The 26,144-nt window shown below is 67.0% G+C and carries 23 protein-coding genes; 10 read left to right on the forward strand and 13 right to left on the reverse strand.

Translation table 11 applies throughout. The features are described 5' to 3' along the window. The first annotated feature begins 131 nt into the window (after window positions 1-131). The 3 genes from murC to H6G16_RS03550 are packed head-to-tail and all read left to right on the forward strand — an operon-like array spanning window position 132 to window position 2,886. Window positions 132-1,592 carry a UDP-N-acetylmuramate--L-alanine ligase gene (gene murC / locus H6G16_RS03540; RefSeq protein ID WP_190388938.1) on the forward strand — a complete coding sequence of 487 codons (1,461 nt, stop codon included), beginning with the start codon at window positions 132-134 and terminating at the stop codon, window positions 1,590-1,592. 5 nt (window positions 1,593-1,597) lie between these two features. Then, entirely contained in the window at window positions 1,598-2,509 is a 912-nt protein-coding gene (gene murB, locus H6G16_RS03545) for a UDP-N-acetylmuramate dehydrogenase (RefSeq protein WP_190388939.1), read from the forward strand. A 35-nt stretch (window positions 2,510-2,544) separates the two neighbouring features. Further along, window positions 2,545-2,886 (forward strand): YbaB/EbfC family nucleoid-associated protein, encoded by a 342-nt coding sequence (locus H6G16_RS03550; protein ID WP_190388940.1) that lies wholly within the window; start codon window positions 2,545-2,547, stop codon window positions 2,884-2,886. On the opposite strand, the gene rsgA is transcribed toward H6G16_RS03550, so the two are convergent. The 4 genes from rsgA to grpE are packed head-to-tail and all read right to left on the reverse strand — an operon-like array spanning window position 2,861 to window position 6,030. Beyond that, window positions 2,861-3,946 (reverse strand): ribosome small subunit-dependent GTPase A, encoded by a 1,086-nt coding sequence (gene rsgA / locus H6G16_RS03555; RefSeq protein ID WP_190388941.1) that lies wholly within the window; start codon window positions 3,944-3,946, stop codon window positions 2,861-2,863. The two genes, H6G16_RS03550 and rsgA, sit on opposite strands and share 26 nt — an antisense overlap. Next, window positions 3,936-4,181 (reverse strand): sulfurtransferase TusA family protein, encoded by a 246-nt coding sequence (locus H6G16_RS03560; protein WP_190388942.1) that lies wholly within the window; start codon window positions 4,179-4,181, stop codon window positions 3,936-3,938. The genes rsgA and H6G16_RS03560 overlap by 11 nt, the downstream gene beginning before the upstream one ends. After that, complete coding sequence (gene dnaJ, locus H6G16_RS03565) at window positions 4,178-5,296, reverse strand: molecular chaperone DnaJ (RefSeq protein ID WP_190388943.1); 1,119 nt, start codon at window positions 5,294-5,296, stop codon at window positions 4,178-4,180. The genes H6G16_RS03560 and dnaJ overlap by 4 nt, the downstream gene beginning before the upstream one ends. Next, the gene (gene grpE / locus H6G16_RS03570) at window positions 5,296-6,030 is read right to left on the reverse strand and encodes a nucleotide exchange factor GrpE (protein WP_242036143.1); all 735 of its coding nucleotides are present in this window, start codon (window positions 6,028-6,030) and stop codon (window positions 5,296-5,298) included. The genes dnaJ and grpE overlap by 1 nt, the downstream gene beginning before the upstream one ends. Window positions 6,031-6,118: 88 nt before the next feature. Between grpE and H6G16_RS03575 the strand changes: the two genes are divergently transcribed. Genes H6G16_RS03575 through H6G16_RS03585 form a run of 3 tightly spaced genes read left to right on the forward strand, consistent with a single transcriptional unit; the run spans window position 6,119 to window position 10,321 of the window. After that, entirely contained in the window at window positions 6,119-7,954 is a 1,836-nt protein-coding gene (locus tag H6G16_RS03575) for a GspE/PulE family protein (RefSeq protein WP_190388944.1), read from the forward strand. Between the two features lie 7 nt (window positions 7,955-7,961). Further along, a complete protein-coding gene (locus H6G16_RS03580; RefSeq protein ID WP_190388945.1) occupies window positions 7,962-9,041 on the forward strand; it encodes a type IV pilus twitching motility protein PilT in 1,080 nt (359 codons plus the stop codon). A gap of 20 nt (window positions 9,042-9,061) precedes the next feature. Further along, a complete protein-coding gene (locus tag H6G16_RS03585) occupies window positions 9,062-10,321 on the forward strand; it encodes a type II secretion system F family protein (RefSeq protein ID WP_190388946.1) in 1,260 nt (419 codons plus the stop codon). A gap of 7 nt (window positions 10,322-10,328) precedes the next feature. Here H6G16_RS03585 and H6G16_RS03590 read toward each other — a convergent pair whose 3' ends face one another. Beyond that, entirely contained in the window at window positions 10,329-11,627 is a 1,299-nt protein-coding gene (locus H6G16_RS03590; RefSeq protein ID WP_190388947.1) for an aminoacetone oxidase family FAD-binding enzyme, read from the reverse strand. Window positions 11,628-11,671: 44 nt separating this feature from the next. Here H6G16_RS03590 and dusA point away from each other — a divergent pair, with 44 nt between their 5' ends. Next, entirely contained in the window at window positions 11,672-12,697 is a 1,026-nt protein-coding gene (gene dusA / locus H6G16_RS03595) for a tRNA dihydrouridine(20/20a) synthase DusA (protein WP_190388948.1), read from the forward strand. A gap of 15 nt (window positions 12,698-12,712) precedes the next feature. On the opposite strand, the gene H6G16_RS03600 is transcribed toward dusA, so the two are convergent. From H6G16_RS03600 to H6G16_RS03630, 7 genes are all read right to left on the reverse strand, one after another. Continuing rightward, window positions 12,713-13,249, reverse strand: a complete 537-nt coding sequence (locus H6G16_RS03600; protein ID WP_190388949.1) for an RNA-binding protein — start codon at window positions 13,247-13,249, stop codon at window positions 12,713-12,715. A 90-nt stretch (window positions 13,250-13,339) separates the two neighbouring features. Continuing rightward, window positions 13,340-14,734 (reverse strand): argininosuccinate lyase, encoded by a 1,395-nt coding sequence (gene argH / locus H6G16_RS03605; protein WP_190388950.1) that lies wholly within the window; start codon window positions 14,732-14,734, stop codon window positions 13,340-13,342. A gap of 64 nt (window positions 14,735-14,798) precedes the next feature. After that, window positions 14,799-16,187 carry a SpoIIE family protein phosphatase gene (locus H6G16_RS03610; RefSeq protein WP_190388951.1) on the reverse strand — a complete coding sequence of 463 codons (1,389 nt, stop codon included), beginning with the start codon at window positions 16,185-16,187 and terminating at the stop codon, window positions 14,799-14,801. A 69-nt stretch (window positions 16,188-16,256) separates the two neighbouring features. After that, a complete protein-coding gene (ftsY, locus tag H6G16_RS03615) occupies window positions 16,257-17,951 on the reverse strand; it encodes a signal recognition particle-docking protein FtsY (RefSeq protein WP_199289147.1) in 1,695 nt (564 codons plus the stop codon). Window positions 17,952-17,958: 7 nt separating this feature from the next. Next, window positions 17,959-18,600 (reverse strand): transcription antitermination factor NusB, encoded by a 642-nt coding sequence (gene nusB / locus H6G16_RS03620; RefSeq protein WP_190388953.1) that lies wholly within the window; start codon window positions 18,598-18,600, stop codon window positions 17,959-17,961. A gap of 15 nt (window positions 18,601-18,615) precedes the next feature. Next, window positions 18,616-19,341 (reverse strand): DUF502 domain-containing protein, encoded by a 726-nt coding sequence (locus tag H6G16_RS03625; protein WP_190388954.1) that lies wholly within the window; start codon window positions 19,339-19,341, stop codon window positions 18,616-18,618. Between the two features lie 72 nt (window positions 19,342-19,413). After that, window positions 19,414-20,085, reverse strand: a complete 672-nt coding sequence (locus tag H6G16_RS03630; protein WP_190388955.1) for an HpsJ family protein — start codon at window positions 20,083-20,085, stop codon at window positions 19,414-19,416. A gap of 47 nt (window positions 20,086-20,132) precedes the next feature. Here H6G16_RS03630 and queG point away from each other — a divergent pair, with 47 nt between their 5' ends. The 3 genes from queG to H6G16_RS03645 are packed head-to-tail and all read left to right on the forward strand — an operon-like array spanning window position 20,133 to window position 24,602. After that, entirely contained in the window at window positions 20,133-21,080 is a 948-nt protein-coding gene (gene queG, locus H6G16_RS03635) for a tRNA epoxyqueuosine(34) reductase QueG (protein WP_190388956.1), read from the forward strand. Between the two features lie 24 nt (window positions 21,081-21,104). Beyond that, entirely contained in the window at window positions 21,105-22,043 is a 939-nt protein-coding gene (locus H6G16_RS03640) for a tetratricopeptide repeat protein (RefSeq protein ID WP_190388957.1), read from the forward strand. Window positions 22,044-22,103: 60 nt separating this feature from the next. Then, complete coding sequence (locus tag H6G16_RS03645) at window positions 22,104-24,602, forward strand: DNA topoisomerase (ATP-hydrolyzing) (protein ID WP_190388958.1); 2,499 nt, start codon at window positions 22,104-22,106, stop codon at window positions 24,600-24,602. 35 nt (window positions 24,603-24,637) lie between these two features. On the opposite strand, the gene purF is transcribed toward H6G16_RS03645, so the two are convergent. Next, window positions 24,638-26,143, reverse strand: coding sequence for an amidophosphoribosyltransferase (purF, locus tag H6G16_RS03650; RefSeq protein ID WP_190388959.1), 1,506 nt, complete (start codon window positions 26,141-26,143; stop codon window positions 24,638-24,640). Between the last annotated feature and the right edge of the window lies 1 nt (window position 26,144).

The following is a 26,144-nucleotide window of genomic DNA, read 5'->3' on the forward strand; positions in this document are numbered from 1 at the left end:
TGATCCGGTCTCCCCTCTTGCAGGAAGGCCGCACGCCAAGGACCATGCGCAAACGCGCAGCATCTCGTAAAGGTTTGCGGGCTGTTGTCGGCTTAATTTCGTGCTCACCTGACCCTGACCTGGAGCTGCCCTTGGCACCCCTGCTCGATCGCCACCAACCGCTGCACTTCATCGGGGTTGGCGGCATCGGCATGTCAGCCCTGGCCGGAATCCTGGCGGAGCGGGGCTATGGGGTCAGCGGCTCCGATCCCCGCGACAACGCCGTGCTCGACCGCCTACGCCGGCTCGGGGTGAGGGTGTTCCTGGAACAGAGCGCCTCCACCGTGGCGGCGATCCGCAGCGGCACCTCGGTGGCCCCCCTGGTGGTGATCAGCTCGGCCGTTCCTGACACCAACCCGGAACTGGTGGAGGCCCGGCGGCAGGGGCTGGCGATCTGCCACCGCTCCGACGTGCTGGCGGCCCTGATCAATGGCCAGGCCTCGATCGCCGTGGCGGGCAGCCACGGCAAAACCACCACCAGCACCTTGATCGCCACCCTGCTGGCCGCAACCCAACACGACCCCACCGCCGTGATCGGCGGCATCGTGCCCGCCTTCGGCAGCAATGGACGCCATGGGGAAGGGCGGCTGCTGGTGGCGGAGGCGGATGAATCCGACGGCTCCCTGGTGAAATTTCGCTCCTCCCTGGGCGTTCTCACCAACGTGGAACTGGACCACACCGACCACTACCCCGACCTGGAAGCCCTGATCACCACCCTGCAGCGGTTTGCCGGGAACAGCGAACGGCTTCTGGCCAACCGGGATTGCCCGATCCTGAGGGAACGGTTCAAACCGGCCCACTGGTGGTCGATCGAAACGACCGAAGCCGTGTCGTTTGCAGCCCTAGCTCGGGAGGAGCGGGGCGATGGCACCATCGCCGACTTCTATGAAGACGGCAAAGCGGTGGGTTCCTTTGAACTTCCCCTGCCTGGCCGCCACAACCTCAGCAATGCGGTGGCCGCCATGGCCGCCTGCCGCCTGGAGGGAGTGTCCTTCGCCGAGCTACGCCAGGCGGTCGCCAACCTGCAGACCCCCGGCCGGCGCTTCGATTTTCGTGGACTCTGGGAGGGCCGACTGGTGGTCGACGACTACGCCCATCACCCCAGTGAAGTGGCCGCCACCCTGGCCATGGCCCGCCTGATGGTGGAGAGCGGGCGCAGCTCCCTGCCCGTGCCCCCCCGGCGACTGGTGGCGGTGTTTCAACCCCATCGCTACAGCCGCACCGCCCAATTTCTGGAGGGATTCGCCGCGGCCCTCACCCAGGCCGATTCCGTGCTGATTGCTCCCCTGTATGCCGCCGGGGAAGCCCCGATCCCCGGTGTCACCAGCGCCGCCATGGCCCAAGCCGTGCGCGAGCTGGCCCCAGGGCTGCCGGTGCTCGTGGCCGACAGCCTGGAGGAACTGGCTTCCCAGGTGGCCGTCGCCAGCCGGGAGGGCGACCTGGTGCTGGCCATGGGTGCCGGCGATGTGAACAGCCTCTGGGATCGCCTGGGCCAATGGCAGCAGGCTGCGGAGCCGGGCACAACCGCAAGGGCAACGCCCCTGGCGGCCTGAGGGCGATGGTTGCGGCCCCCAGCTGCCCCCCAGCCCTACGCCAGGAGGTGAACCTGAGTGCCTTCACCACCTGGAAAGTGGGAGGGCCAGCCGAGTGGTTTGCCGAACCGGGCGACCAGGCTGAGCTGATCGCTCTAGCGGCCTGGGCCCACAGCCAGGGGCTAGCCCTGCGCTGCATCGGGGCAGGCTCGAACCTCCTGATCGCCGATGCCGGGGTGCCGGGGCTCACGCTCTGCAACCGCCGCCTGCAGGGCAGTCGGCTGGAGGCCCACACTGGCTTGGTGGAAGCCGAGGCTGGAGAGCCCCTTCCCACCCTGGCGCGCAAGGCGGCCCGGCTGGGACTGAGCGGGCTGGAGTGGGCTGTGGGCATCCCGGGCACCGTGGGGGGAGCGGTGGTGATGAACGCGGGGGCCCAGGGTGGCTGCACGGCCGACTGGCTGGTGTCGGTGCGGGTGCTGGATCCGGCGAAGCCAGAGGCACCCTTCGACCTCCAGGGCCATGAGCTCGACTTCGCTTACCGCCACAGCCGCCTTCAGGCCGAATCCTGGATCGTGCTCTCCGCCACCTTCCGGCTAGATGCGGGCCACGACCCGGCCAGCGTGACCGCCCTCACCAGCGCCAACCTGCACAGCCGCACCAGCACCCAGCCCTATCAGCAACCCAGTTGCGGCAGCGTGTTTCGCAATCCAGAGCCCCAAAAAGCCGGGCAGCTGATCGAATCGCTGGGACTCAAGGGGCTCCAGATCGGCGAAGCCCAGGTGTCGCCGATCCACGCCAATTTCATCGTTAACACCGGAGCGGCCCGCGCCGCGGACATCGCGGCCCTGATCCAGGACGTGCAGGGGCGGGTGATGGCCAGCCATGGGATCGCCCTACAGCCGGAGGTGAAGCGGCTGGGCTTCGAACCAGGGCGCTGACGGACCCTTAGCCTGCGGCAAACAACGACTAGGGCATGGCTGGCTTCGGACTCCCCAATTTCGGTCAGCTCACCGAGGCCTTCAAGAAGGCCCAGGAACTGCAGCAGAACGCCCAGAAGCTGCAGGAGGAGCTCGATGCCATGGAGCTCGAAGGCCGCAGCGCCGACGGCCGGGCCAGCGTGTGGCTCTCGGGCAACCAGCAACCCCTGCGGGTGCAGCTGGCACCAGAACTGGTGGCCGAAGGGGCTGCTGCCAGCGAAGCGGCCGTGCTGGAGGCCCTGCAATCGGCCTATGAGCTCTCCACCGGCACGATGAAGGGCCGCATGGAAGAGCTCACCGGCGGCCTGAACCTCAACCTGCCGGGTCTGGGGGGCTGAGCGCCCTGCCGGAGTCGTCCACCGTGTCCCCGTCCAGCAGCTGCTGGCGCTGGCGGCGCCTGGACGGCTGCCGCAGCTGGGGCGCCAGGCGCGGCTCCAGTCCCTGGCCGCGGCGGCGCAGCCCGGGGCCCTCAGCGCGGCTGGAGACCCGGGCCCGGCGCTCCGCGTCCAGCACCACATCGGCCAGGCACTGGAGGTAGAGCCCGTGGCGCTCCCAGTCGGCCCCCACGGCACAACCGGGATCTCCCTGGTGGAGGCAATTGCTGAAACGGCAGGATCCCTGGCTCAGCCGCTCCCGAACCTCAGGAAAGAGGTGTGCCAACGCGGCCGGTTCCGCCGGCAAGCTCGGACGGTTGAATCCGGGGGTGTCGGCGAGCAGGGCCCCGGGGGCCAAGGGAAAGAGTTCCACATGGCGGGTGGTGTGGCGCCCGCGCTGCAACCGGCCCGACACCGCCGCCACCCGAAGGCCCAGCTCGGGACACAGCCCATTGAGGACACTGCTTTTGCCCACCCCAGAGGGGCCGCAGAGCACGGCGATGCCGGGCTGGAGCAGCCGCTGGTGTAACCGGTCCAGGCCCTGGCCCGTCTGGGTCGACACCGCCAGGGCCTCGTAGCCCCAGGCCGCCGCCCGCTCACACCAGTTCTGGGCCAGCGGCGCGGGCACCAGATCCGCCTTGGAAAACACCAGCTGCACCGGCCGGCCGGTGGCCTCGGCAGTGAGCAGAAAGCGGGTGAGCTGCAGGGGATCCAGCTCCGGCTCCGCCAGGGCCACCACCACCACCACCCGTGCCACGTTGGCGACCGCAGGGCGTTCCAGCAGCCCATCCCGCGGCTCCAGGGCCGCCACCGCGCCCCGCCCCTCGGGCCAGTCGATTCCATCCACCCAGACCCGATCCCCCACGGCGATGCTTTGGCCGCTCTTACCCAGCCGGGTGCGGCGGGTGCAGAGCAGGCGGCTCAGGCCGGTGGGGCCCGGCCGGTCGAGCTCGACCCAGCAGTAGTTGGCCAGCAGGGCCACCACCTGGCCCGGCAGACGGCGCGGGCCAGCCTCAGCCGACATGGCGACAGATCAACAGACGCACCGCCCCTTCCTGCTCCGGATGGGGCGCCCAGGTGACCCCGTGGCCGGCCGTTTCCAATCCCTCGGTGACCAACTGTTGGGGCTCACCGGCATCGAGATCGACCTGGAGCAGCGCACCAGGGGCCACCTGCTCAAGGGCGAGCTTGGTGCGGATGAAATTGAGCGGGCAGGGGGTGCCGCGCAGATCAAGGGCCGGCGGCGGGGCCGGGCTCAACCGAACAGGCCCCCAAACAGACCACTCTTGTGGGGATGCTTCTGGCCCTTGCTGCTGTGGTGGCCAGCCAGCTGCTCCAGCAGCTCCCGCTCCTCGCCGTTGAGCTTGGTGGGCAGCTGCACCTTGACGCTCACCAGATGGTTGCCCCGGGCCACCGGATTGCCCAGCTTGGGCACCCCCTTGCCCTGCAGGGTGAGCACGGCCCCAGGCTGGGTGCCAGCGGGAATCTCCAGCTGCTCATGCCCATCGACGGTGTCGACCTCAATGGTGTCGCCCAGGATGGCCTGGAGGTAGTTGAGCGTGACCTCGGAGTGGATGTGGATGCCATCGCGGCGCAGCCCCGGGGCTGACTGCACAGTCAGAAAGACGTACAGGTCGCCAGCGGGGCCACCGCGCTGCCCCGCATTGCCCTCGTTGGCCACCCGCAGCCGGGTGCCGGAATCCACGCCAGCGGGAATGTTGATGCGCAGCTTCTTGCGCACCTGCTGCAATCCCTGGCCACCGCAAGCGCTGCAGGGATCGGCAATCACCTGGCCGGTGCCCTCGCAGGTCGGACAGGCCGCCACCTGGGTGAAGCTGCCGAAGGGGGTGCGGGTGGCTCGCCGCACCTGGCCGGCACCGCCGCAGGTGCCGCAGGTGGTGGGTCCACTGCCCGCCTTCGCTCCGGAGCCCTGACAGGTGCTGCAGGTTTCGAGGTGACGGATCTGCACCTCCTTCTCAATGCCGAACACGGCTTCCTGGAAGCTGATGGTGAGATCCAGGCGTAGGTCATCACCCTGGCGGGGTCCCCGGCGCCGCGGCGCGCCGCCTGCCGCCGCTCCGCCGAAACCACTGAAGAAGGTCTCGAACAGATCGGCGAATCCCCCCATGTCGCCCATGTCGGGCATGCCACCGCCGCCGCCAAGGCCGGCCTCGCCGAATTGGTCGTAGCGGGCGCGGGTCTGGGGATCGCTGAGCACCTCATAGGCCCGACCGATCTCCTTGAACTTGTCCTCAGCCCCCGGGTCCTTGTTGACGTCGGGGTGGTACTGGCGGGCCAGCCGTCGGTAGGAGCGTTTCAGGGTGTCGGGATCGGCATCGCGGGCGACACCGAGCAGGTCGTAATAGTCGGCCATCAGCCGCCCTGCTCCTCAGCGGATCCGTTGTCCCCGCTTGGGCCTGCTGCTCCGCCATCGGCCGGGCCAGGCCCCATCGACACCTTGACTAGGGCGTGGCGCAACACACGTCCATTGAGGTGGTAGCCGCGCTGCAACTCCTCGATCACCACATCCTCCGGATGGGCCTCGCTGGGTTCGCGCAGCACGGCTTCGTGCAGGCTGGGGTCAAAGGGCTCTCCCTCCACCCGCATCGGGGACACGCCCAGCTGTTTGAACACCTCCACCAACTGCTTGTAGAGACCCTGGTAACTGCGATGAAGCGTCTGGGCCTCCTCATGCTGGGGGTTGAGTTGCTGCCGGGCCCGATCAAAGTTGTCGACCACCGGCAGGATCTCCCCGAGGGTGGAGCAGGTGATCTGCAGGCGCAGGTCTTCGCTGTCCCGACTCTGGCGCTTGCGGAAATTGTCGAAGTCGGCGGCCAGCCGCATGTACTGGCCGTTGAGCGCCTCATGCTCGGCCCTCAGGGAAGCCAATTCGGCCTCGAGCTGGACGACCCGGTCCTGGGGTTGGGTGCCCGGGGAATTGGTGCCGCCTGCCTCCCCTGAACCCCCATCGGGGGACTCCAGCACAGCATCTGGTGTCTGCTGATCTCCAGCGCTGCCAGGCCCTGCCGGGGTCTCCATGGGGTCGGCGGAGGGAAGCGTTTCGGATCCAGGGTTGCTGTCACCGCTCATCGAGGTGTCACCGCTCATGGCTGACAAGGTCAGACTTTGGTTCTAGACATGTTGAAGCTCCGGGCCCACCTCCCACAAGCGGCGGAAGCCCGCACCTCCAGGCGCCATGACCCTCACCCCCACGCGTCCCGTTCCCGAAGCCAGCAGCGAAGAGCAGCAACGGCTGGAAGTGGAACTGCTGGTGGGTGAGCCCGTACTCCAGAAGGTCGAACTCCAGGCCGCCGGTCAAGACCTACTGATCGCTGGCAAGGGGCTCAGCACGGAACGCTGGCGTGAACTCGGCGCCCTTCCCCTACTCGAAGCCAACGGCCGGCTCAGCGTGGCCGTACCGAGCCACTGGCTCCAGCAGCAGCGTCAGGAGCTCAGCAACGAACTGGAAAAGGCGGGATTCGCTGCCGATCTCAAGCTGGCCCTGGCCAGCAACCTGACCGAGATGCTCGCGGCCAGGCCTGTTGCTCCGTCCTCGGAGGACTCCAGGGACTCCCAGCAGCCCAGAACCAGCCCAGCACCGAACGCCCCCCGCTCCCTGACCAGGGACCTGGGGATCCCCGGCGTGGGCAGCAGCGGGGAACTCCAGGAGGTCACCGATGTAGAGGACCTCGAGATCAACGCGGCCGCCGCCAGCAGCAGCGCCAATGCCTCACCCATCATCAGCCTGGTGGACCGGATCCTGATTGAGGCCCTCACCTCGGGCGCCAGTGACATTCACGTGGAACCCCAGGAGAACACCCTGGAAATTCGCTTCCGCCTCGACGGGGTGCTGCAGAAGCACTTCGAAGACCTGCCCAAGAGCCTGACGCCGGCCGTCACCTCCCGAATCAAGATCATGGCCGATCTGGATATCGCCGAGCGACGCCTACCCCAAGATGGCCGTATCCGTCGGATGTTCCGCGGCCGGAAGATGGATTTCCGGGTCAGCACCCTGCCGAGCCGCAATGGCGAAAAAATCTGCATGCGACTGCTGGACAGCGGCGCCACCCAGCTCGGCCTGGAAACCCTGATCACCGATGCCGACGCCCGAAAAACTCTGCGAGAACTGGGTTCCAAGCCCTACGGCATGATCCTGGTGACGGGGCCGACCGGCTCGGGAAAATCGACAACCCTCTACGCCCTGCTGGCCGAGCGCAACGACCCGGGCATCAACATCTCGACCGTTGAAGACCCGATCGAATACACCCTGCACGGAATCACCCAAACCCAGGTGAACCGGGAAAAGGGGCTCGACTTCAGTACGGCCCTGCGGGCCTTCATGCGTCAGGACCCGGACGTGCTGCTGGTGGGGGAAACCCGTGACCTGGAAACCGCCAAGACGGCAATCGAAGCGGCACTCACCGGCCACCTGGTGATGACCACCCTGCACTGCAACGACGCCGCCAGCGCCATCGCCCGACTCGATGAAATGGGCGTCGAGCCGTTCATGGTGAGCGCTTCCTTGCTGGGAATCGTCTCCCAGCGCCTACTCAGGAGGGTCTGTGCGGCTTGCCGGATCAGCTACAAACCCTCTCCTGAAGAACTCGGTCGGTTTGGCCTGCTGAGCAGCCATGAAACCGACGTGACCTTCTTCCGAGCCAACACCCAAAACAAAAACCAGGAGGGATGTTGTCCCGCCTGCAACGGGGCGGGGTACAAGGGACGCGTCGGCGTCTATGAAATTCTGCGGATGACCGACACCCTGGCCGCCGCGGTCGCCAAACGGGAAACCACCGACGTTCTGCGTCGCATGGCCCTTGAAAACGGCATGAAAACCCTCCTAGGCTATGGCCTTCAGCTCGTCCGCGAAGGTCACACCACCCTGTCGGAAGTTGAGCGCATGCTGCTGACCGACTCCGGACTCGAATCGGAGCGGCGTTCCCGCTCCCTGAGCACCCTCACCTGCAGCAACTGCGGAGCCGGTCTCCATGACGACTGGCTTGAATGTCCCTACTGTCTGACCAGCCGCTGAAGACCCCATGGCCGTGATGATCGAAGACCTGATGAGCCAGCTGGTGACAGATGGTGGCAGCGATCTCCACATCAGCGCCGGTCTGCCCCCCTATGGCCGCTTCAACGGCCAACTCAGGCCACTTCAGGATGATTTTCTAGGGGAAGAAGACTGCAACAAGCTGATCTTCTCGATGCTCAACAATGCCCAGCGCAAGCAACTGGAGCAAACCTGGGAGCTGGACTGCGCCTACGGCCTCAAGGGTGTTGCCCGCTTCCGCGTCAACGTCTACCGCCAGCGGGGAACCTATGCCGCGTGTCTGCGGGCCCTCGGTAACAGTGTGCCTACCTTGGAAAGTCTTGGCCTTCCTCCAATCGTGGAGGAAATGAGCCATATCCCCAAGGGCTTGATCCTGGTCACAGGCCCTACGGGTTCCGGCAAAACCACGACGCTGGCTGCCATGCTGGAGCACATCAACCAGACCCGAGCTGAACAAATTCTGACCATCGAAGATCCGATTGAGTTCACCTATAAACCGGTCAAAAGTGTCATTCACCAGCGTCAGCTCAACGACGACACCCGCAGCTTTGCCAACGCTCTCAAGGCCGCCCTGCGGGAAGACCCCGATGTGATCCTGGTGGGGGAGCTGCGCGATCTCGACACCATCCAGCTGGCGATCACCGCAGCCGAAACAGGCCACCTGGTGTTCGGCACCCTGCACACCAGCTCAGCGGCCCAGACTGTCGACCGCATGGTGGACGTGTTCCCGCCGACCCAGCAGACCCAGATCCGGGTTCAACTGAGCAGCAGCCTGGCAGCCGTGTTTGCCCAGACCCTCTGCAAACGCCATAATCCAAGTCCCGGGCAGTTCGGCCGGGTGATGGCCCAGGAAATCATGATCAACACCCCGGCCACGGCCAACCTGATCCGGGAAGGCAAAACGGCCCAGCTCTATTCCCAAATTCAAACCGGCGGCCAACTGTCGATGCAAACCCTGGAGAAGGCCCTCAGTGATCTGGTGCTCAGCAACCAGGTGACCATGGATGAGGCCCTGTTGAAAACCTCAAAACCCGAAGAGCTCAAACGCCTCATCAACCAACTGGGCTGATCCCTAGGACCCTCTGAGTCATGCCCACATTTGTCGCCACCTACGTCAACCCTCAAGGCAAATCGGCCTTGGTGGATATCGAGGCACCCAATCCTGTCCAGGCGAAGCGTGACCTGCGTCTGCGCGGCATTCGAGCGACGGAAATCAAAGCCAAACAGAAAGCCGGTGCCACCGGCTCCAGCGCGGCCATTCAGCTCAATCAGAAGCTCAAATTTTCAAAGCTGAACGAACTGCTGGAAGCCAAGCCGGGCATCAAAGAAAAAGCTGTGTTTGCCAGCAAAATGTCTGCGCTGATCAACGCCGGGGTGCCGATCGTGCGCAGCATCGATTTGATGGCCACCCAGCAAAAGATGCCCCTGTTCAAGCGCGCCCTCCAATCGATCAGCTTAGAGGTCAATCAGGGTATCTCGCTGGGGGAAGCCTTACGGCGCTGGCCCAAGGTGTTCGACAAGCTCAGTGTTGCCATGGTCGAAGCTGGAGAAGCCGGCGGTGTGCTGGATGATTCCTTGAAACGCCTGGCCAAACTGCTCGAGGACAACGCCAAGCTGCAAAACCAGATCAAGGGCGCCATGGGCTATCCCGTGGCGGTTCTTTTCATTGCCATTTCCGTCTTTCTGGGAATGACGATCTTCATCATTCCCACCTTTGCCGGAATTTTCGATGGTCTGGGAGCTGAGCTTCCCTGGTTTACCCAAATAATGGTTGATCTCAGCAGCCTGCTGCGGTCAACATTCTCGCTCTATCTGGTAATCGGCTTGGTGATTGCCTTCTTTCTGTTCGGCAGGTTTTATGCCACCCCAATCGGTCGGCGGCGGGTGGATGCCTTGATACTTAAGCTTCCACTGTTTGGTGATCTGGTTCAAAAAACGGCTACGGCTCAATTTTGCCGCACTTTCAGCTCACTGACCCGCGCCGGCGTGCCAATCCTGATGTCACTGGAAATTGTGCGAGAAATCAGCAACAACTCCATCGTCTCCGATGCAATCAACAACAGCCGCCAAGATGTGCTTCAAGGTATTCCACTGAGCGTCGCCTTGGGTCGCATGAACGTTTTTCCAGATATGTCAATCAGCATGATGGCCATCGGGGAAGAGACCGGCGAAATGGATGCTATGCTCTCCAAGGTAGCCGACTTCTATGAAGACGAAGTCGAAACTGCGGTGAAGGCACTGACATCGATGCTGGAACCAGCTTTGATCGTGCTAGTTGGTGGAATTGTAGGGTCAATCCTGCTGGCAATGTATATGCCGATGTTTTCCATCTTCGATCAAATCAAGTAATTCGAAATTACCCGGCTCCTAAATCCTGCCCCGCAAGCCAGCCGCTGCTCCAGCAGTGCTGAAAATTGAATCCGCCGGTCACCCCATCCACGTCCAGGAGTTCGCCCACTAAATAGAGACCCGGTTGCACGCGGCTGGCCATCGTGGCCAGATTCACCTCCCCCAGGGGGATTCCGCCGGCCGTCACGAATTCCTCCCCGAAGGGGCCCCGGCCAGTGACAGCCACCCGGGTATAACGGAGGGCCGTCACCAGGAGCTGCTGATGGCGCTTGGAGAGGTCGGCCCAGCGCTGCTGGGGATCAACACCATGGCGCTGCAGCAGGGCCAGCCACAGCCGCCGGCTCAAGGCCGGCCAGGGCCGCCAGTTGGCCAGCTGCCGTTTGGCCTGCTCCTGCTTCGCCTCGGCAAACAGGGCCTCGAGCTGGGGCTGAGCCTGCCCGTCGCTCCAGTCGATCCAAAGCTCACCGCGGTAACCGGCGGCCTTGAGGGCCCGGGCCGCAAAGGCCGTGAGCCGCAGGGTGGCCGGACCGGACAAGCCCCAGTGGGTGATCAACACCGCACCCCGCTGGCGGAAGCGCTGGACGCCGCGCTCGGGAGCTCCGGACCCTGGGTCTGCCGGCAGCTCCAGCAGCAGCTCCACCGACTCCATCACCACCCCCGCGAGCGCGCAGAGGGGATCGTTTGCCAGGGCCAGGGTGAACAGGGAGGGCACCGGCGCCACCAGCCCATGGCCCAGGGCGGCGGCCAGCTGGCGGCCGCTGGGGTGACTGCCGGTGGCCAGCACCAGCCGATCGGCGCCCATCAGCCGGCGTTCCCTGCTGCCCCCCTCGCCGGACAGGCTGCAGCGCACCTGCAGGGCAAATCCGCCGCAGCCCCCCACGGCCACCCCCTGCACGCTTGCCCCCGTGTGCAGCTGCACGCCGGCCTGCAGGGCCGCCCGGCGCAGGGTGGCCGCCACGGATTCAGACCGGTTGGATCGGGGGAACAGGCGGCCATCGGCCTCCTCCACCAGCTCCAGGCCATGCTCCTGGAACCAGGCCACCGCATCGCCGCTGGCAAAGCGGGAAAAGGGCCCCTGCAGGGCCCTGCCACCGCGGGGATAGTGACCCACCAGCGCCCGGGGATCCCAGCAGGCATGGGTGACATTGCAGCGGCCGCCCCCACTGATCAAAACCTTCTGCAGCGGCTCGGCGGTGGCCTCCAGCAGCACGATGTCGCGCACGCCCGCCTCAGCGGCGGCAATCGCAGCCATGAAACCGGCGGCCCCGCCACCCGCCACCACAACGGCGGCATGACTAGGCAACATCAGCAGGAGGGAAGCAGGGGGGCATGGGCGGGCAGCATGGGCTGATGGGGCAGACCGATCCGGCCAGCTATCGCTTCAGTGTGGCTCCGATGATGGACTACACGGATCGGCACTTTCGGGTGTTGATGCGCCAGATCACCCGGCGCAGCCTGCTTTACTCCGAAATGGTGGTGGCCCAGGCCCTGCATCACGCCAGCCGGGAACCTGGAGCTAGCGCAACCGGCGGTCGACTGGATCGGCTGCTGGGTTTCGACCCCCTAGAACACCCCGTCGCCCTGCAGGTCGGCGGTGACGATCCGGCCCTGCTGGCGGAGGCAACCCGACTGGCGGCCGACTGGGGCTACGACGAAATCAACCTGAATGTGGGCTGCCCCAGCGAAAAGGTGCAGAAGGGTCGCTTCGGGGCCTGCTTGATGGCCGAGCCCCACCGGGTGGCCGACTGTGTGGCGGCCATGGCGGCCGCCAGCCCCCTCCCCGTAACGGTCAAACACCGAATCGGCATCGACGGGCGCGATGCCTACGAGGACCTGCTGGCCTTCGTGGATCCGGTGGCCGCCGCCGGCGCGCAACGGTTCGCCGTGCATGCCCGCAAGGCCTGGCTGGAGGGGCTGGATCCAAAACAGAACCGCACCGTTCCCCCCCTCCGTTACGACGTGGTGCACCAGCTCAAACGGGATCGACCCGGGCTCACCATTGAGCTGAACGGCGGCCTGGAGAGCCTGGATGCCTGCCTGGAGCAGCTCGACCAGGTGGATGGGGCCATGGTGGGCCGGGCAGCCTATGCCCATCCACTCATGTGGGTGGACGTGGATCGAAGGGTGTTTGGAGATGGCAGCCAGCACCCCACCAGCGCCTCCCAGGTGGTGCGGGGCCTGATTCCCTATGCGGAGCGGTGGCGAAGCCGGGGAGAACGGCTCTGGCCGATCGCCCGCCACCTGGTGCATGTGGTGGAAGGGGTGAGCGGCGCGCGCCGCTGGCGCCAGCAGATCACGCAGGCCGCGGGTGCTCGGGATGCGGAACCAGCGGTGCTGGCGGCCGCCGCCCAGGACCTGGAGGAGCGAGGGCTCTAAACCGGAACCAACCCTCTAGCCTTCCGCACCGCCGTAGTAGTCACCACCACCGCTGTCACCACCGCCGCTGCGGCGGCGGCGGGTGCGGCCGGCATCGAAGCTGTCGCCTGGCGCGGAAGCCCCAGCTCCGTAGCTGCGGTCTTCCCAGCCGCGGGCCCCCGAACCCCGATCGGCACCGCCGCCGGCTCCTGCATAGCCACCGCCACCGCCGTAGCCACCGCCGTCATTCCCCCGGTTGTAGCCACCACCTCCTCCTCCATAGCCTCCGCCACCGCCATAACCGCCACGGCGCTGACCGCCGCCGCCACCACCGCGGGGCTCGGCCTTGTTGATGCGCAGGGGACGACCCATCAGCTCGGCCCCCTGAAGGGCATCGATGGCCTTGGATTCGGCGGCGTCATCCGCCATCTCGACAAAGGCAAAACCGCGCTTGCGCCCGGTGTCCCGCTCGAGGGGCAGGGAACAGTTCACCACGTCACCGAAGGGTGCAAACAATTCCGCGACGTCTTCCTGCTCAGCACGGAAGGGAAGGTTGCCAACAAAGATGCTCACGAACCAGAGATCGACCGCGTGGCCGATGCATGTGGGCCATTGGGCCGCTAACCAACCCACCCTAAGACGCTTGGCGAAAACTGCCCGCCCTCAGGAGGCCAGTTGCATCCGAATCCGCTGCAACTGCTGCTCCACTTGCTCGAAACCGGTACCCCCCTCACTGCGGCGGGCGGCCACCACCTGGCGCGGACTGATGGCCGCGTAGATATCCGTCTCAAAGGCAGGATGCAGCTGCTGCCAGCGCTCCAGCGGCAGGTCGGCCAGCAGCACTCCCTCAGCCAGGCACCCTTTCACCAGGCCACCCACCAGCTGGTAGGCCTCGCGGAAAGGCACCCCCTTCGCCACCAGGTAGTCGGCCACATCGGTGGCATTGGAAAAATCTGCAGCCACGGCGGCCTCCAGGCGCTGGGGCCGAAACTCCAGACCCTCCTCAAACAGGATCGCCATCGCCTCCAGGCAATCCAGACAGGTGCGTACCCCATCAAACAGGGCTTCCTTGTCCTCCTGGAAGTCCTTGTTGTAGGCCAGGGGCAGACCCTTGATCATCGTCAACAACCCCATCAGGTGGCCGAACACCCGGCCGCTCTTGCCCCGCACCAGCTCGGGGACATCGGGGTTCTTCTTCTGGGGCATCAGGCTGCTTCCCGTGGCACAGCGATCGGTGAGGCCCACGAAACCGAATTCCTCGGACGCCCAGAGGATCACCTCCTCACTGAGGCGACTGAGGTGCACCAGCACCAGACTGGCGGCGGCCATGAACTCCACGGCGAAATCCCGGTCGCTCACCGCATCCAGGCTGTTGGCGTAGATGGCCTCGAAGCCGAGCTCCGCGGCGGTCTGGCGCCGATCGATCGGCACCGGTGTGCCGGCCAGGGCCGCCGCCCCCAGGGGGCAGATGTTCACCCGCCGGCGCACGTCGGCCAGGCGCTCGCGGTCCCGCTCAGCCATCTCGATGTAGGCCAGCAGATGGTGGGCCAGACACACCGGCTGGGCCCGCTGCAGGTGGGTGTAGCCCGGAATCAACACCGTGCTGTGGCGTTCGGCCTGGGCCAGCAGGGCCCGCTCAAAACGCAGCAGGGCCCCATCAATGGCCTCGATCTGGCCCCGCAACCACAGGCGCAGGTCGGTGCCCACCTGGTCGTTGCGGCTGCGGCCGGTGTGCAGCTTCTTGCCCAACGGCCCGAGCAGCTCGATCAGGCGCCGCTCCACGGCGAAGTGCACATCTTCGGCCTCCAGGCCGGGGTTGAACGCGCCCCGGGCCGCCTCGGCCCGCACCGTCTCCAGACCCTCGATCAACTGGGCGGCCTCGGCCTCCGAGATCACGCCGCAACGGCCCAGCATGCGGGCATGGGCGATGGAGCCATCCAGGTCCTGCTGCAGCAGGGCAATGTCAAAGCCGATCGAGGCATTGAAGCGCTCAATCGCCGGATGCAGCCCCTGCTCAAAGCGCTGGCTCCAGGTGGAGGCGGTGGAATCAACGGCCATTCGAAACGTGGCGCTCAGGGCTGGGCAGAACGTCGGCTTTGCAAGCCATCAGCTTCGCAGGCCCTCAGCTTGGCAGGGAGGGCAACATCACCTCCTCCCGCACCTTCAGCACCACCATCGAGGCATCGTCATCCAACTGCCGGTCGGGACCCACGAAACGGTCGAGCCGGGCAAACAACTGATCGAGAATCCCCTGGGCGCCGATGCCGGAGCGACAGGCCGCCTGCAGGGTGCGCACCAGCCGCTCCTCATCGAACCGCTCGCCGCTGAACCCGGAGGCCTCGGTGACCCCATCGGTGTAGTACAGCAACACATCGCCCGGCTCCAGCACGATTTCAGCGATGCCGTAATCGGCATCGCTCTGCAGACCGATCAACAGACCCGGCGCATCAAGACGGTCCACCTGGTTGCGCTGCCGCCGCCAGATGAGGGGGGGATTGTGGGCCGCATTGGCGTAGCGCAGCCGCCGCGTGCGCGGGTCATAGTCGGAATAAAACAGGGTCACAAACCGGTGCGAGTGGGCCAGGTCCTCCTGGGCCAGCTGGTTGAGATCGTGGAGGATGCGCTCGGGCGAATGGCCGCTGAGCACCTCGGCCCTCAACATCCCGCGCAGCAGGGTCATCAGCAGGCCGGCCGGCACGCCCTTGCCCATCACATCCCCCATCACCAGGGCCCAGCGGGCCTGTTCGCGGCGGCGGCCCAGCAGCTGGGGCCGGGTGGGGATGAAGTCGTAGTAGTCGCCACCCACCTGGAAGGCCGGCCGGCAGCGGGCGGCCAGCTCCACCCCGTCAATCACCGGACAGTGGTCAGGCAGCAACTGGGCCTGGATCTCGGCACCGATGCTGAGCTGGCGGTCGAGCCGCTCATGGCGCCGCATGGTCTGCTGCAGGGCCTCATTCTCTAGGGCCACGGCGGTGAGATCGGCCACCAGCTGCAGGTGGCGGCGGTGCACTTCACTCCAGGCAAACCCCTGGCGGCCACTGAAGATGTAGAGACGACCGCGGGGCAAGCTGCGGCACACCACGGAGGTGGCGAACACCTGGGTGTCGCCGAGCAGGCGGCCCAGGCGCTGGTCGAGCAGCGCCACCACGGCCTCCTCGCCACTGAGGGCGGCCAGCTCGGCATCACCGAGGGCCGCCAGTTGGCGCATCAACTCGGCGCAGCGCTCCACCGGTGTGGCCTGCAGTTGCTCGCGCCAGAGCCGACCATCCTCGTGGAACACCACCAGCACCGCCCCCTCCGCCTCCACCAGCCGGGCCGCCACCAAGGGCACCAGCTCGAGGAAGCGACCCAAATTGGTGAAACTGCGCAGGGTGAAGGCCAGGGAGGCCAGCAACTCCTGGTTGCGGCGCTGCTCCCGGCTGAGGCTGTCCAGCAACTGCCGCAGGGATGCCGCCGCCGAGAGCACCGGCGGGGCCTGCTGGAGCGGGTGGGGGGGCGGCTTGTTGCTCACCGATTGCGCACGGGGCGGCCGCGGCGAATTCGCAAGATAGCGGGGTCTGCCGGCGCTGCCCGGGATGGCTCAGCGGGCGAGCAGGGCCTCCACAAACTCAAAGCTGTTGAAGGGGCGCAGGTCGCGAATGCCTTCACCGGCGCCAATGAAGCGGATCGGCAGGCCCGCCTCAGAGGCCACCGCCAGGGCGACGCCACCGCGGGCACTGCCGTCGAGCTTGGTGAGCACCACTCCGGTGAGCCCGGCGGCCTTGGCAAACGCCATGGCCTGGCGCAGGCCGTTCTGGCCCTGGCTGGCATCGAGCACCAACAGCGACTCCACCACCGCCTCGGGGGCCAGCTTGTCGACAATGCGGCGCACCTTGCTGAGTTCCTCCATCAGGTTGTGCTTGGTCTGCAGCCGACCGGCCGTGTCCACCAGGACCAGCTCGGTGCCCTTGGCCTGGGCGGCACCGATGGCGTCGTACACGACAGCGGCCGGATCCGCATTGGCGCTGGGGTTGGCAATCACCGGCACGCCACTGCGGTCGCCCCACACCTGCACCTGCTGCACCGCCGCGGCGCGGAAGGTGTCGGCGGCGGCGATCAGGCAGCTGTAGCCACTGCGCACCGCCAGGTTGGCGAGCTTGCCCAGGGTGGTGGTCTTGCCCACGCCGTTGACCCCCACCATCAGCCAGACATTGAGCTGCTGGCGCTGGGGAGCGAGCAGCGAGTGGCCGCTGGCATCAATCGGTTGGTCGAGGATGGCCCGCAGCTGTTCCTTGAGAAAGCGCAGGCCCTCGGTGGGATCCACCACCTCTTCGTTGAGGCGCTTGCGCAGGGCGTCCAGCACCTGATCGGTGGCCTGAACACCCACATCGGCCCGCAGCAGGGTCGTTTCCAGGTCGTCCACCACCTCCGGGGTGAGGGGGTCGTCACCGAGGGTGTCGAGCAACTGGGTGACGAAACCCTGGCGGGTTTTCTCCAGGCCCTGGCGCAGGCGTCCCAGCCAGTCGATCTCCTCAAGCGACACCTGATCGACCCGCTTGCCCTGGGCCGCCAGCACCTCGGCCGACCAGGTGAAGGTGGTGTCGAAGTCACCCAGGCTGGGCTCCGCCGAATCGAGGGGATCGATGGCGGGGGCGGGCACGAGTGCGGGGGCGGGCCCAGTGGCTGCCGCCGTAATGGCCTGCTGGCGCTCGGCCCGCTGGGCGGCCGCCTGCTCCAGCAGCGATGGGCCAGGGCTCGCCGATTCAGCAGGGGCTGGGTCCGGCACCTGGGTCTGGGGCGCGAGCGGAGGCCGATCTGGCTCGGATGGGAGGGCAGGCTCGGAGGTGTCGGCGGACGCCAGGGTCTGTAGGGACTCCGGGGTCTGCGCTGGCTGTTCCTGATTCTGTACAGGTTGTACGGAATCCCCGACGGGGGCTGCACTGGCCTCGGCAACCGATGATGGGGCTGACGCGGTGAGGGACGAGACGGCTGATTCCGCCTTGCTCTGCAACGCAAGCTTCTGGGCCTCTTGCTGCGCCTTGAGACGGGCGTAGGCCTGACGCGCCCACTCGAGGGCCTCCTGGTTGGGATCAGGCGAGGGGGCCCCAGTTGCATTGGCCACAGCCGAACTGGCCTCAACCGAATTGGCCTCAGCAGGGTCTTCCCCGGGCTGGGCAGCGGCGGGGGGCGCGGCAGGAGGTGCCTCTGGGGCGGCAGGCGGCTCAGATCCCTGACCTGGCTGGCTGGCTGCCTCGGCTGAGGCCGGCCCGGTGCGATTGAACCAGTCGTACACCATGGTGCGCTCAGGCCTCCGCCACGGTGCGGGCGGCCGTGAAACGCCGCAGCACGCCGTTGATCATGCGGCGCCCCTGCTCATCGCTGTAGCGGTTGGCCAGTTCCACGGCCTCGTTGCAGGCCACGGCGGCGGGGGTGTGGAAGCTGTCGAGATCCACAGCGGCCAGCCGCAGGATGTCGCGGTCGATGCGGGGCAAACGGGTGAGACGCCAGCCCTCCATCACCCCGTCGAGACGGGCATCGATGGCTTCCCGGTCACGCAACACCGCCTCCACCCGGGCGATGGCGCCGCGGCGCACCTCGTCCTGGTCGGCCAGCAACAGCAGCCGGGGCAGCTCCAGACCAGCGGAAAGGCGGTTGATGGCCTGTTCGGCCGCCACCAGGCCGGCATTGAGGTGCTGCCGCACCCGCGGCAACTGCAGTTCGCCCTGCTCCTGCAATTCACTGTCGAGCAGTTGCTGCTGGGCCGTCTGCAGATCCTCGGCGGAGCGGTCCAGGGCCTCGCGCACGTGCTGGCTGAGGGTGGCGAGCACCTGCTGCAGCAGCCCCTCCATGGCCGAGGGCTGGGCCCCAGGGGTGGCGCCGGCGCGGTCGCTGGTCTGGCCGAGCATCAACAGGGCCAGTTCACGGGAGAGGGTGCGGCTCTGCATCAGGACGGCTCTGCCTCAGGAGAGTTGGGGAGTGCGCAGCTGGGCCAGCAAGCTGGAAAAACTGCGGTTGGGCGTGGACTTTTCGTCGGGATTGACGATGCCGGCGGAAATAATCGTGCGGAAGGCATCCTCCACCGAGATCTCCAGGTCCTTGACCGACCCCTCCGGCACCACGGTGTACCAGCCGGTGGTGGGGTTGGGAGCCGTGGGGATGAACACACTCAGCATGGGCTCGGTGAATCCAGCCTGCAGGGCGCTGCCGATGGCGCCGGTGACAAAACCCAGGGCGTAGAGCCCCTCCCGGGGGTACTCCACCAGCACCACCCGGCGGAACTTGGAGGAATTGCCCTGCAGGAAGGTTTCGAGCAGTTGCTTGAGGGTCTTGTAGACCGAGCCGGCCAACGGGATTCGCAGCAGGGTGCCCTCGCCGAATTCCAGCAACCAGCGGCCGACGATGTTGCGGGCCATCAGGCCGATCAACAGGATCCCGAGCAGGGGCACCAGCAGGCCCACCCCAAGATTGATCAGTTCCTGCAACAGCGGGTTGAGCGTGTTGAAGGGGTTGAACTGCTTGGGAATGGACGTGAGAAACGCCAGCACAAATCGGCTCACCGTGGTGGCGAGCCAGATGGTGGTGGCGAGGGGAATCACCACCAGCAGGCCGGCGATCAGGTCGTTCTTGAGGTCGGCCTGAAGCCGATCCCCGAGGGGCTGATCCGATCTGGGACTGGATTGAACCAAGTGACAACCCGGGGACCCGGCCTACTAGCTACCTACTGGCAACTTAGCCAGCCACCGGCACCCGGCGATCGATCACAGCAGGGCCACCAGGGCCAGCAGCACGAAGCCGATGGCCAGCGCCACGGCGCTGCCGGTGCCCACGAAACGACGCTGCTGAATGGCCAGGTCACGCCCGAGACGGGCCTGGCCGAGTTGCTGCTCGGCACGCTGGAGCTGGGGCTTGAGTTGGGTGTCGATGAACTCGCGGGCCTTCTGCTTTTTGAGCTCCGCACTGGCCGTTGCCGGGATCTGGCCGTTCTGTTCGGCCTGGGCAATCATCTGATCGATGAAGGCCGGATCCTGGAGCTGCTGCTTCTGACGCTCCAGCTGGCTGGTCTGCTGGGCCAGGGCAAAATCGGTCTGGCTGGCCTGCTTTTCGAGCTCCTGAGTCGAGCTGATCGACAGGGGAATGGCCACCACCATCGCCAGAGCCAACAGGCCGGAAAGCACCACCACGATCCAGCGCAGGGGGGTACGCCCGGCAGCGGGATGGTCGAGGCGACTGCCGAACAACATCAGCAGCAGGCCCACCAAGGCCATCGGGGCCTCGCTGACCAGGCGGTCGGCGAACAGGGCACGGAACGGCTCCAGCGCCCAGTTCCAGCTGGCCAGCAGGGCCAGCAGATGCAAACCGAAGAGCACGACCAGGGTGAGGCCGAGCCAGCGGAGCAGGTGGCCCAGGCGGCCGAAGGAGGCGGTGCTCACAGGATGCGCTCGCGGCAGATTGAGGGAACGGCGCAACTGTACGGGCGATGACGCGCGACGCCCACCACGGGCTGGCACACCAGCTCAAAGAGCAAGCGCGGCAGCTGGGGTTTGATCCGGTGGGCCTCGCCGCCGTACCCGCCGGGGATCGCCTCAACCTGCGAACGGCGGCCCTGGAGCGCTGGCTCGCCGCCGGGTACCAGGCCGACATGGCCTGGATGGCCGACCCGCGCCGGCGCGCGGTGGAACAGCTGCTGCCTGGGGTGCGCAGCCTGCTGGCCGTGGGCCTCAACTACTACGTGGCGGCCGATCGGGCGCCGGGGGCGCTCAAGGTGGCGCGCTACGGCTGGGGCCGCGACTACCACCGGCTGATCGACGGCCGCCTGCGCCGGCTCGGGCGCTGGCTGGACGACCGGGTGCCGGGGGTGCGCTGGCGGGCCTGCGTGGACAGCGCACCGCTGATGGACAAGGCCTGGGCGGAAGAGGCCGGCCTGGGCTGGATCGGCAAACACGGCAACCTGATCCATCGCCGGCGGGGCTCCTGGCTACTCCTGGGCCACCTGCTCACCAACCTGGAGCTGCCGGCCGACGCCCCGGCCACTCCCCTCTGTGGCAGCTGCAGCCGCTGTCTGCCGGCCTGCCCCACCGGCGCCATCTCCGAGCCGTTCGTGGTGGACAGCCGCCGCTGCCTGGCCTTCCACACGATCGAAAACCGCGCTCCCGAACTGCCCGCCGCGATCGCCGGGGCGATGGAGGGCTGGGTGGCCGGCTGCGACATCTGCCAGGAGGTGTGCCCCTGGAACCACCAGCCCTTGGAGAGCAGCACCGATCCGGATCTGCAGCCCCGCCCCTGGCTGCTCGATCTGCAGGCCGAGGAGGCGCTGCACTGGAGCGACAGCGACTGGGATGAACGGCTGCGGGCCTCGGCCCTGCGACGCCTGAAACCCTGGATGTGGCGCCGCAATCTGCGGGCCAGCCAGGGGGGCACTGCCTAGGGTGGATGGATCTGTCCCCAAGCGATGGCACCGCGCTGGCTGCGCCCTGATTCCTCCCACGCAGGTTCCCGCCCAGCGGTGTTCTCCAAGGCTGTTCTGCTGGGTGTTCTGACGGTGGTGCTGGGCCAGGGCTTGCCCGCCCGGGCGCTGGTGCCCTACGTGTACCTTCCCCAGCGGCAGGAGCTGGAAGGCGCGGGGCTGGGAATCGCCCAGGCCGCCGCCCGGCTGCTGCGGATGGGTCAGGCCGGCGATGCGGCCCGGCTGGCGGCCCTCACCGTGCAGCTGCTCCCCGACGACCCCCGCGGCTGGGTGCTGCTGGCCGAAGCCCAGTTGCGCAGCAACCAGCTCGAACAGGCCGGGGTTTCCCTGGCCAAGGCCAAACAGCTCGATCCCCGCAACCCCGGCATCTGGTTTGCCGAGGGGTCCCTGGCCCTGCGGGGCGGCAAACCCAGCGAGGCGATCACCCTGCTGGAGCAGGGCCTGAAGTTGGACAAGGGCAACGCCGGCGCCTACTTCGACCTGGGCAACGCCCGCATCCTGCTGGGCCAGAGCGGCCAGGCCCTCGCCGCCTTTGAACGGGCCTCCTCCCTGCGCAAGGGCTTCTGGGAAGCCCTCAACAACCAGGGGCTGGTGCTGTTCGAACAGGGCAAGACCAAGGCGGCCGTGCAGCGCTGGCGCCAGGTGCTCACGATCAAACCGGATGCGGCCGAGCCGAGCCTGGCCCTGGCAGCCGGCCTGTTCGCCACGGGAAGCGAGGGCCGCCAGGAGGCCCTAGACCTGGCCAGCAAGGCACTCGACAGCGAACCCAACTACGTGCTGGAGAGCTACCAGAAGGAACAGCTGTGGGGACCGAAGCTGCGCAGCACCACCCAGGAACTGCTGCTCCTGCCTGACCTCAAGCCGGTCGTGGATCGAGCCCTGGCCAATGCCAGCCCCGAGGGCGAGAGCGGCGACGACGAGTAAGGGGCCTGGACAGCATCTGTAGGCTGAGCCCCACCTTCCCTCCCCAGATCCCAGTACCGGATGGCCGAGGAGCGTTCAGGGGAATCGATCGGACCGGGCAACGATCCGCGGAACGACCCACGGATCCAGCCGATCGCGCTGCACCAGGAGATGCAGCGCTCCTACCTCGAGTACGCCATGAGCGTGATCGTGGGACGGGCCCTGCCGGATGTGCGGGACGGCCTCAAGCCTGTGCAACGGCGCATCCTCTATGCGATGCACGAGCTGGGCCTCACCCCGGATCGCCCCTACCGCAAATGCGCCCGGGTGGTGGGCGACGTGCTCGGCAAATACCACCCCCACGGCGATCAGGCGGTCTACGACGCCCTGGTGCGTCAGGTGCAGACCTTTGCCAGCCGCCACCCCCTGCTCGACGGCCACGGCAACTTCGGCTCCGTCGACGACGATCCGCCGGCGGCGATGCGTTACACCGAAACCCGGCTGGCGCCGATCGCCAACGAGGGCATGCTCGATGAGATCGGCAACGACACGGTCGACTTCGCCCCCAACTTCGATGGCTCCCAGCAGGAGCCCACGGTGCTGCCCGCCCAGTTGCCCTTCCTGTTGCTGAATGGGTGCACCGGCATTGCCGTGGGCATGGCCACCAACATCCCGCCCCACAACCTGGGGGAGGTGGTGGATGCCCTGATCGCCCTGGTGCGCAAGCCGGATCTGAGCGACGACAAACTGCTGGAGCTGGTGCCCGGCCCCGATTTCCCCACCGGTGGGGAGGTGTTGGTGGGTCAGGGGGTGCGCGACACCTACCTGGGCGGCCGCGGCAGCATCCCGATGCGCGGGGTGGCCCACATCGAGGAGGTGCAACCCGGCAAAGGGCGACATAAACGGGGGGCCGTGGTGATCACCGAGCTGCCGTACCAGCTGAGCAAGGCCGGCTGGATCGAGAAACTCGCCGAGCAGGTGAACGAGGGCAAGATCGGTGGCATCGCCGACATCCGCGACGAGAGCGATCGGGACGGCATGCGGGTGGTGGTGGAGCTGCGCCGCGATGCCAATCCGGAAGCCGTGCTGGCCGACCTGCAGCGCCGCACCGCCCTGCAGAGCAATTTCGGCGCCATCCTGCTGGCCCTGGTGAACGGCCAGCCAGTGCAGCTGAGCCTGCGGCGCCTGCTGCAGGAGTTCCTCGAATACCGGGAACTCACCCTGATCCGCCGCACCCGCCACGCCCTCAAGCGCTGCGAAGACCGGCTCGAGGTGGTGGAGGGGCTGATCAAGGCCCTCGATGCCCTGCAGCAGGTGATCGCCCTGATCACCGCAGCCCGCGATGCCGCCAGTGCCCGGGCGGGTCTGCAGGTGCAATTCGACCTGAACGAACGCCAGGCCGATGCGGTGCTGGCCATGCCCCTGCGCCGGCTCACGGGACTGGAACAGGAAAGCCTGCGCAAGGAGGCCGCCGACCTGATCGAGGAGCGGGGACGGCTGCGGCACCTGCTCGATGACCGCGGCGTGCTGCTCGACACCCTGGTGACCGAGTTGAAGGCCCTGCGCAAGCGCTTTGCCACACCTCGGCGCACCCGGCTGGTGGAGGGCGGTGATGCCCTCGTGGCCCAGCGGGCCGCGGCCATCCGTCCCAACGCCGAGCTGCAGCGGCAGCAAGCCTTTGCCGCCCTGGCCCCGGACAGCCGCCTGCTGATCCAGGCCGATGGGGCGGTGAAAATCCTCAGCCCCCAGATGCTGGGACGGCTCCACTTCGATGCCGCCACCGATCTGGGTGAGCACCCCTCTCCCGCTCGGCTGATCCTGCCGATCAGCGACCAACCCCTGCTGCTTGCCTTCACGGTGAGCGGGCGCGTGGCCCTGTTGCGCTGGGAATTTGCCGGGCAACAACCGGGAAAGCTGGAGCGCTTCCTGCCCGACAGCCTCGAGGGGGAACAGGTGGTGCAGGTGATTCCCCTGCCCAGCCAGGGCAGCCTGGGACTGCTGAGCAGCGACGGCCGCTTCAAACGGCTGCCGGTGGAGGACTTTCAGGAGCTGTCGGGGCGGGCCACCTCGGTGCTCAAGCTGAAGGAGGGCGTCAGCCTGCGGCGGGTGGTGAGTGGCCAGGAGGGCGACACCCTGGTGGTGGCCAGCAGCACCGGCCGAATGCTGCGACTCCACCTGAACGAAGCCAACCTGCCCCTGATGGGCCGGGCGGCCCAGGGGCCGATGTTGATGCGGCTGTTGCCGGGAGAAACGGTGGTGGGAGCCGCCTGCGTCGCCGACGACGCCACAGTGGTGCTAGCCACGGCGGGCGGGCAACTGAAGCGGCTACTGGTGTCAAGCCTGCGCCCCTGCCAGCGCGGGGACATGGGCCAGATCGGCCTGCGGCTGCAACAGCGGGGCGATGCCCTGATTGATCTTCAGGGGGCGGAGTCAACCGTGATGAGCATCCTCACCAGCAAGGGCCTGAGTGGTCGGATCGACCTGGGCCAACTGCCGGCGGAAGACTGCGGCGGCATGGGCATCAGCCTCAACCTGCCGAGCGGGCAGCAGCTGCAGGACCTGGTGCCCCTGATCAGCTAACCGGGCTCTCGCAAAGCTGAATGCTCTCGCAAAACTCAATGCTCTCGCAAAACCGTGGCAGCGATGCCGGCGGGCTCCAGCATCAACTTGCTGGAACGCACCTGCTCGGCCATCTCGATCGGATAGGCCCCATCGAAACAGGCGGTGCAGAAGTGGGAGGAATTGGCCTGGGCCGCATCCACCATGCCCTGCTTGCTGAGGTAGGCCAGCGAATCCACGCCCAGGTGGGCCGAAATCTCCGCCAGGGTGAGCCGGGCGGCGATCAGCTGGTCCTGGGTGTCGGTGTCGATGCCGTAGAAGCAGGGATGGGTCACCGGCGGTGAGCTGATCCGCATGTGCACCTCGGTGGCCCCGGCATCGCGCAGGGCCTGCACCAGCTTGCGGCTGGTGGTGCCCCGCACGATCGAGTCGTCGATCACCACCACCCGTTTGCCGGCGAGCACATCGGGGAGGGGATTGAGCTTCACCCGAATGCCGGCCTCCCGCATCGCCTGGGTGGGCTGGATGAAGGTGCGGCCCACGTAGCGGTTTTTGATCAGCCCATCGCCGAAGGGGATGCCGCTGAGCTGGGAGTAGCCGATCGCCGCCGGAATGCCGGAATCGGGCACGCCGATGACGATGTCGGCCTCCACGGGGGTTTCCCGGGCAAGGGCCTCACCGATCCGCACCCGGTAGCTGTAGAGGGATTCGCCGAAAAAGCGGCTGTCGGGCCGGGCGAAGTAGATCATCTCGAACACGCACAGCTTGGCCGGCTGCTCGCACCAGCGGCTGCGGCTGGGAGCGGGATCCCCCTGGCGGAAGTGGATGATCTCGCCGGGCTCCACGTCGCCATCGAAGGCGGCGCCAATGATGTCGAGCCCGCAGGATTCACTGCTCACCACCCACTGGGCTTCGGCAGGCTCGCCGATGTGGCCGAACACCAGGGGACGGATGCCGTGACCATCCCGCAGGGCAAACAGCCCCTCCGGGGTGCCGATCACCAGGCTGAAGGCCCCGCGGCAACGTTCCGCAGCAGCCCGGATGGCCCCGTCCCAGTCGAGGCCACTGTTCACCCCCTGCTGCAAGGCAAAGGCAATCAGCTCGGAATCGGTGGTGGAGGTGAGCTCACTGGCAATGGCCGCCAGGTCGTGGCGCAACTCCCCGGCATTCACCAGGTTGCCGTTGTGGGCCAGGGCAAAGGGGCCAAGCCGGGTGTTGAGCACCACGGGCTGGGCGTTGCAGACCTTGCTGCTGCCGGTGGTGGAGTAGCGGTTGTGGCCGATGGCCAGATCGCCCGTGAGCCGCTCCAGCACGGCCTGGTCGAACACCTGGCTCACCAGGCCCATGTCCTTGTGCAGCCGCACCTTGCGATCGGCGTCAAACACGGCGATACCGGCCGATTCCTGGCCGCGGTGCTGCAGGGCGTAGAGGCCGAAATAGGTGAGGTTGGCCACCGGTTGGCCCGGCGCCAACACGGCATACACGCCGCAGGCCTCCTCAGGCTTATCGGGGCGCTGGTCCAGCTCGTGATCTGCTGCCTGAGCGTTGGGGTCCGGATGCATC

This window comes from Cyanobium sp. FACHB-13342, from assembly GCF_014697415.1.
Taxonomy (GTDB): Bacteria; Cyanobacteriota; Cyanobacteriia; order PCC-6307; family Cyanobiaceae; genus Cyanobium_A.

Bases quoted from the DNA above. Each gene is read 5' to 3' on its own strand.
- ftsY (WP_199289147.1), bottom strand. From the start codon at position 17,951: ATGGTGTACGACTGGTTCAATCGCACCGGGCCGGCCTCAGCCGAGGCA.
- H6G16_RS03575 (WP_190388944.1), top strand. From the start codon at position 6,119: ATGACCCTCACCCCCACGCGTCCCGTTCCCGAAGCCAGCAGCGAAGAG.
- grpE (WP_242036143.1), bottom strand. From the start codon at position 6,030: ATGAGCGGTGACACCTCGATGAGCGGTGACAGCAACCCTGGATCCGAA.
- H6G16_RS03550 (WP_190388940.1), top strand. From the start codon at position 2,545: ATGGCTGGCTTCGGACTCCCCAATTTCGGTCAGCTCACCGAGGCCTTC.
- dusA (WP_190388948.1), top strand. From the start codon at position 11,672: ATGGGGCAGACCGATCCGGCCAGCTATCGCTTCAGTGTGGCTCCGATG.
- H6G16_RS03590 (WP_190388947.1), bottom strand. From the start codon at position 11,627: ATGTTGCCTAGTCATGCCGCCGTTGTGGTGGCGGGTGGCGGGGCCGCC.
- dnaJ (WP_190388943.1), bottom strand. From the start codon at position 5,296: ATGGCCGACTATTACGACCTGCTCGGTGTCGCCCGCGATGCCGATCCC.
- purF (WP_190388959.1), bottom strand. From the start codon at position 26,143: ATGCATCCGGACCCCAACGCTCAGGCAGCAGATCACGAGCTGGACCAG.
- H6G16_RS03580 (WP_190388945.1), top strand. From the start codon at position 7,962: ATGGCCGTGATGATCGAAGACCTGATGAGCCAGCTGGTGACAGATGGT.
- H6G16_RS03645 (WP_190388958.1), top strand. From the start codon at position 22,104: ATGGCCGAGGAGCGTTCAGGGGAATCGATCGGACCGGGCAACGATCCG.
- queG (WP_190388956.1), top strand. From the start codon at position 20,133: ATGACGCGCGACGCCCACCACGGGCTGGCACACCAGCTCAAAGAGCAA.
- rsgA (WP_190388941.1), bottom strand. From the start codon at position 3,946: ATGTCGGCTGAGGCTGGCCCGCGCCGTCTGCCGGGCCAGGTGGTGGCC.
- argH (WP_190388950.1), bottom strand. From the start codon at position 14,734: ATGGCCGTTGATTCCACCGCCTCCACCTGGAGCCAGCGCTTTGAGCAG.
- nusB (WP_190388953.1), bottom strand. From the start codon at position 18,600: ATGCAGAGCCGCACCCTCTCCCGTGAACTGGCCCTGTTGATGCTCGGC.
- murB (WP_190388939.1), top strand. From the start codon at position 1,598: ATGGTTGCGGCCCCCAGCTGCCCCCCAGCCCTACGCCAGGAGGTGAAC.
- H6G16_RS03640 (WP_190388957.1), top strand. From the start codon at position 21,105: ATGGCACCGCGCTGGCTGCGCCCTGATTCCTCCCACGCAGGTTCCCGC.
- H6G16_RS03585 (WP_190388946.1), top strand. From the start codon at position 9,062: ATGCCCACATTTGTCGCCACCTACGTCAACCCTCAAGGCAAATCGGCC.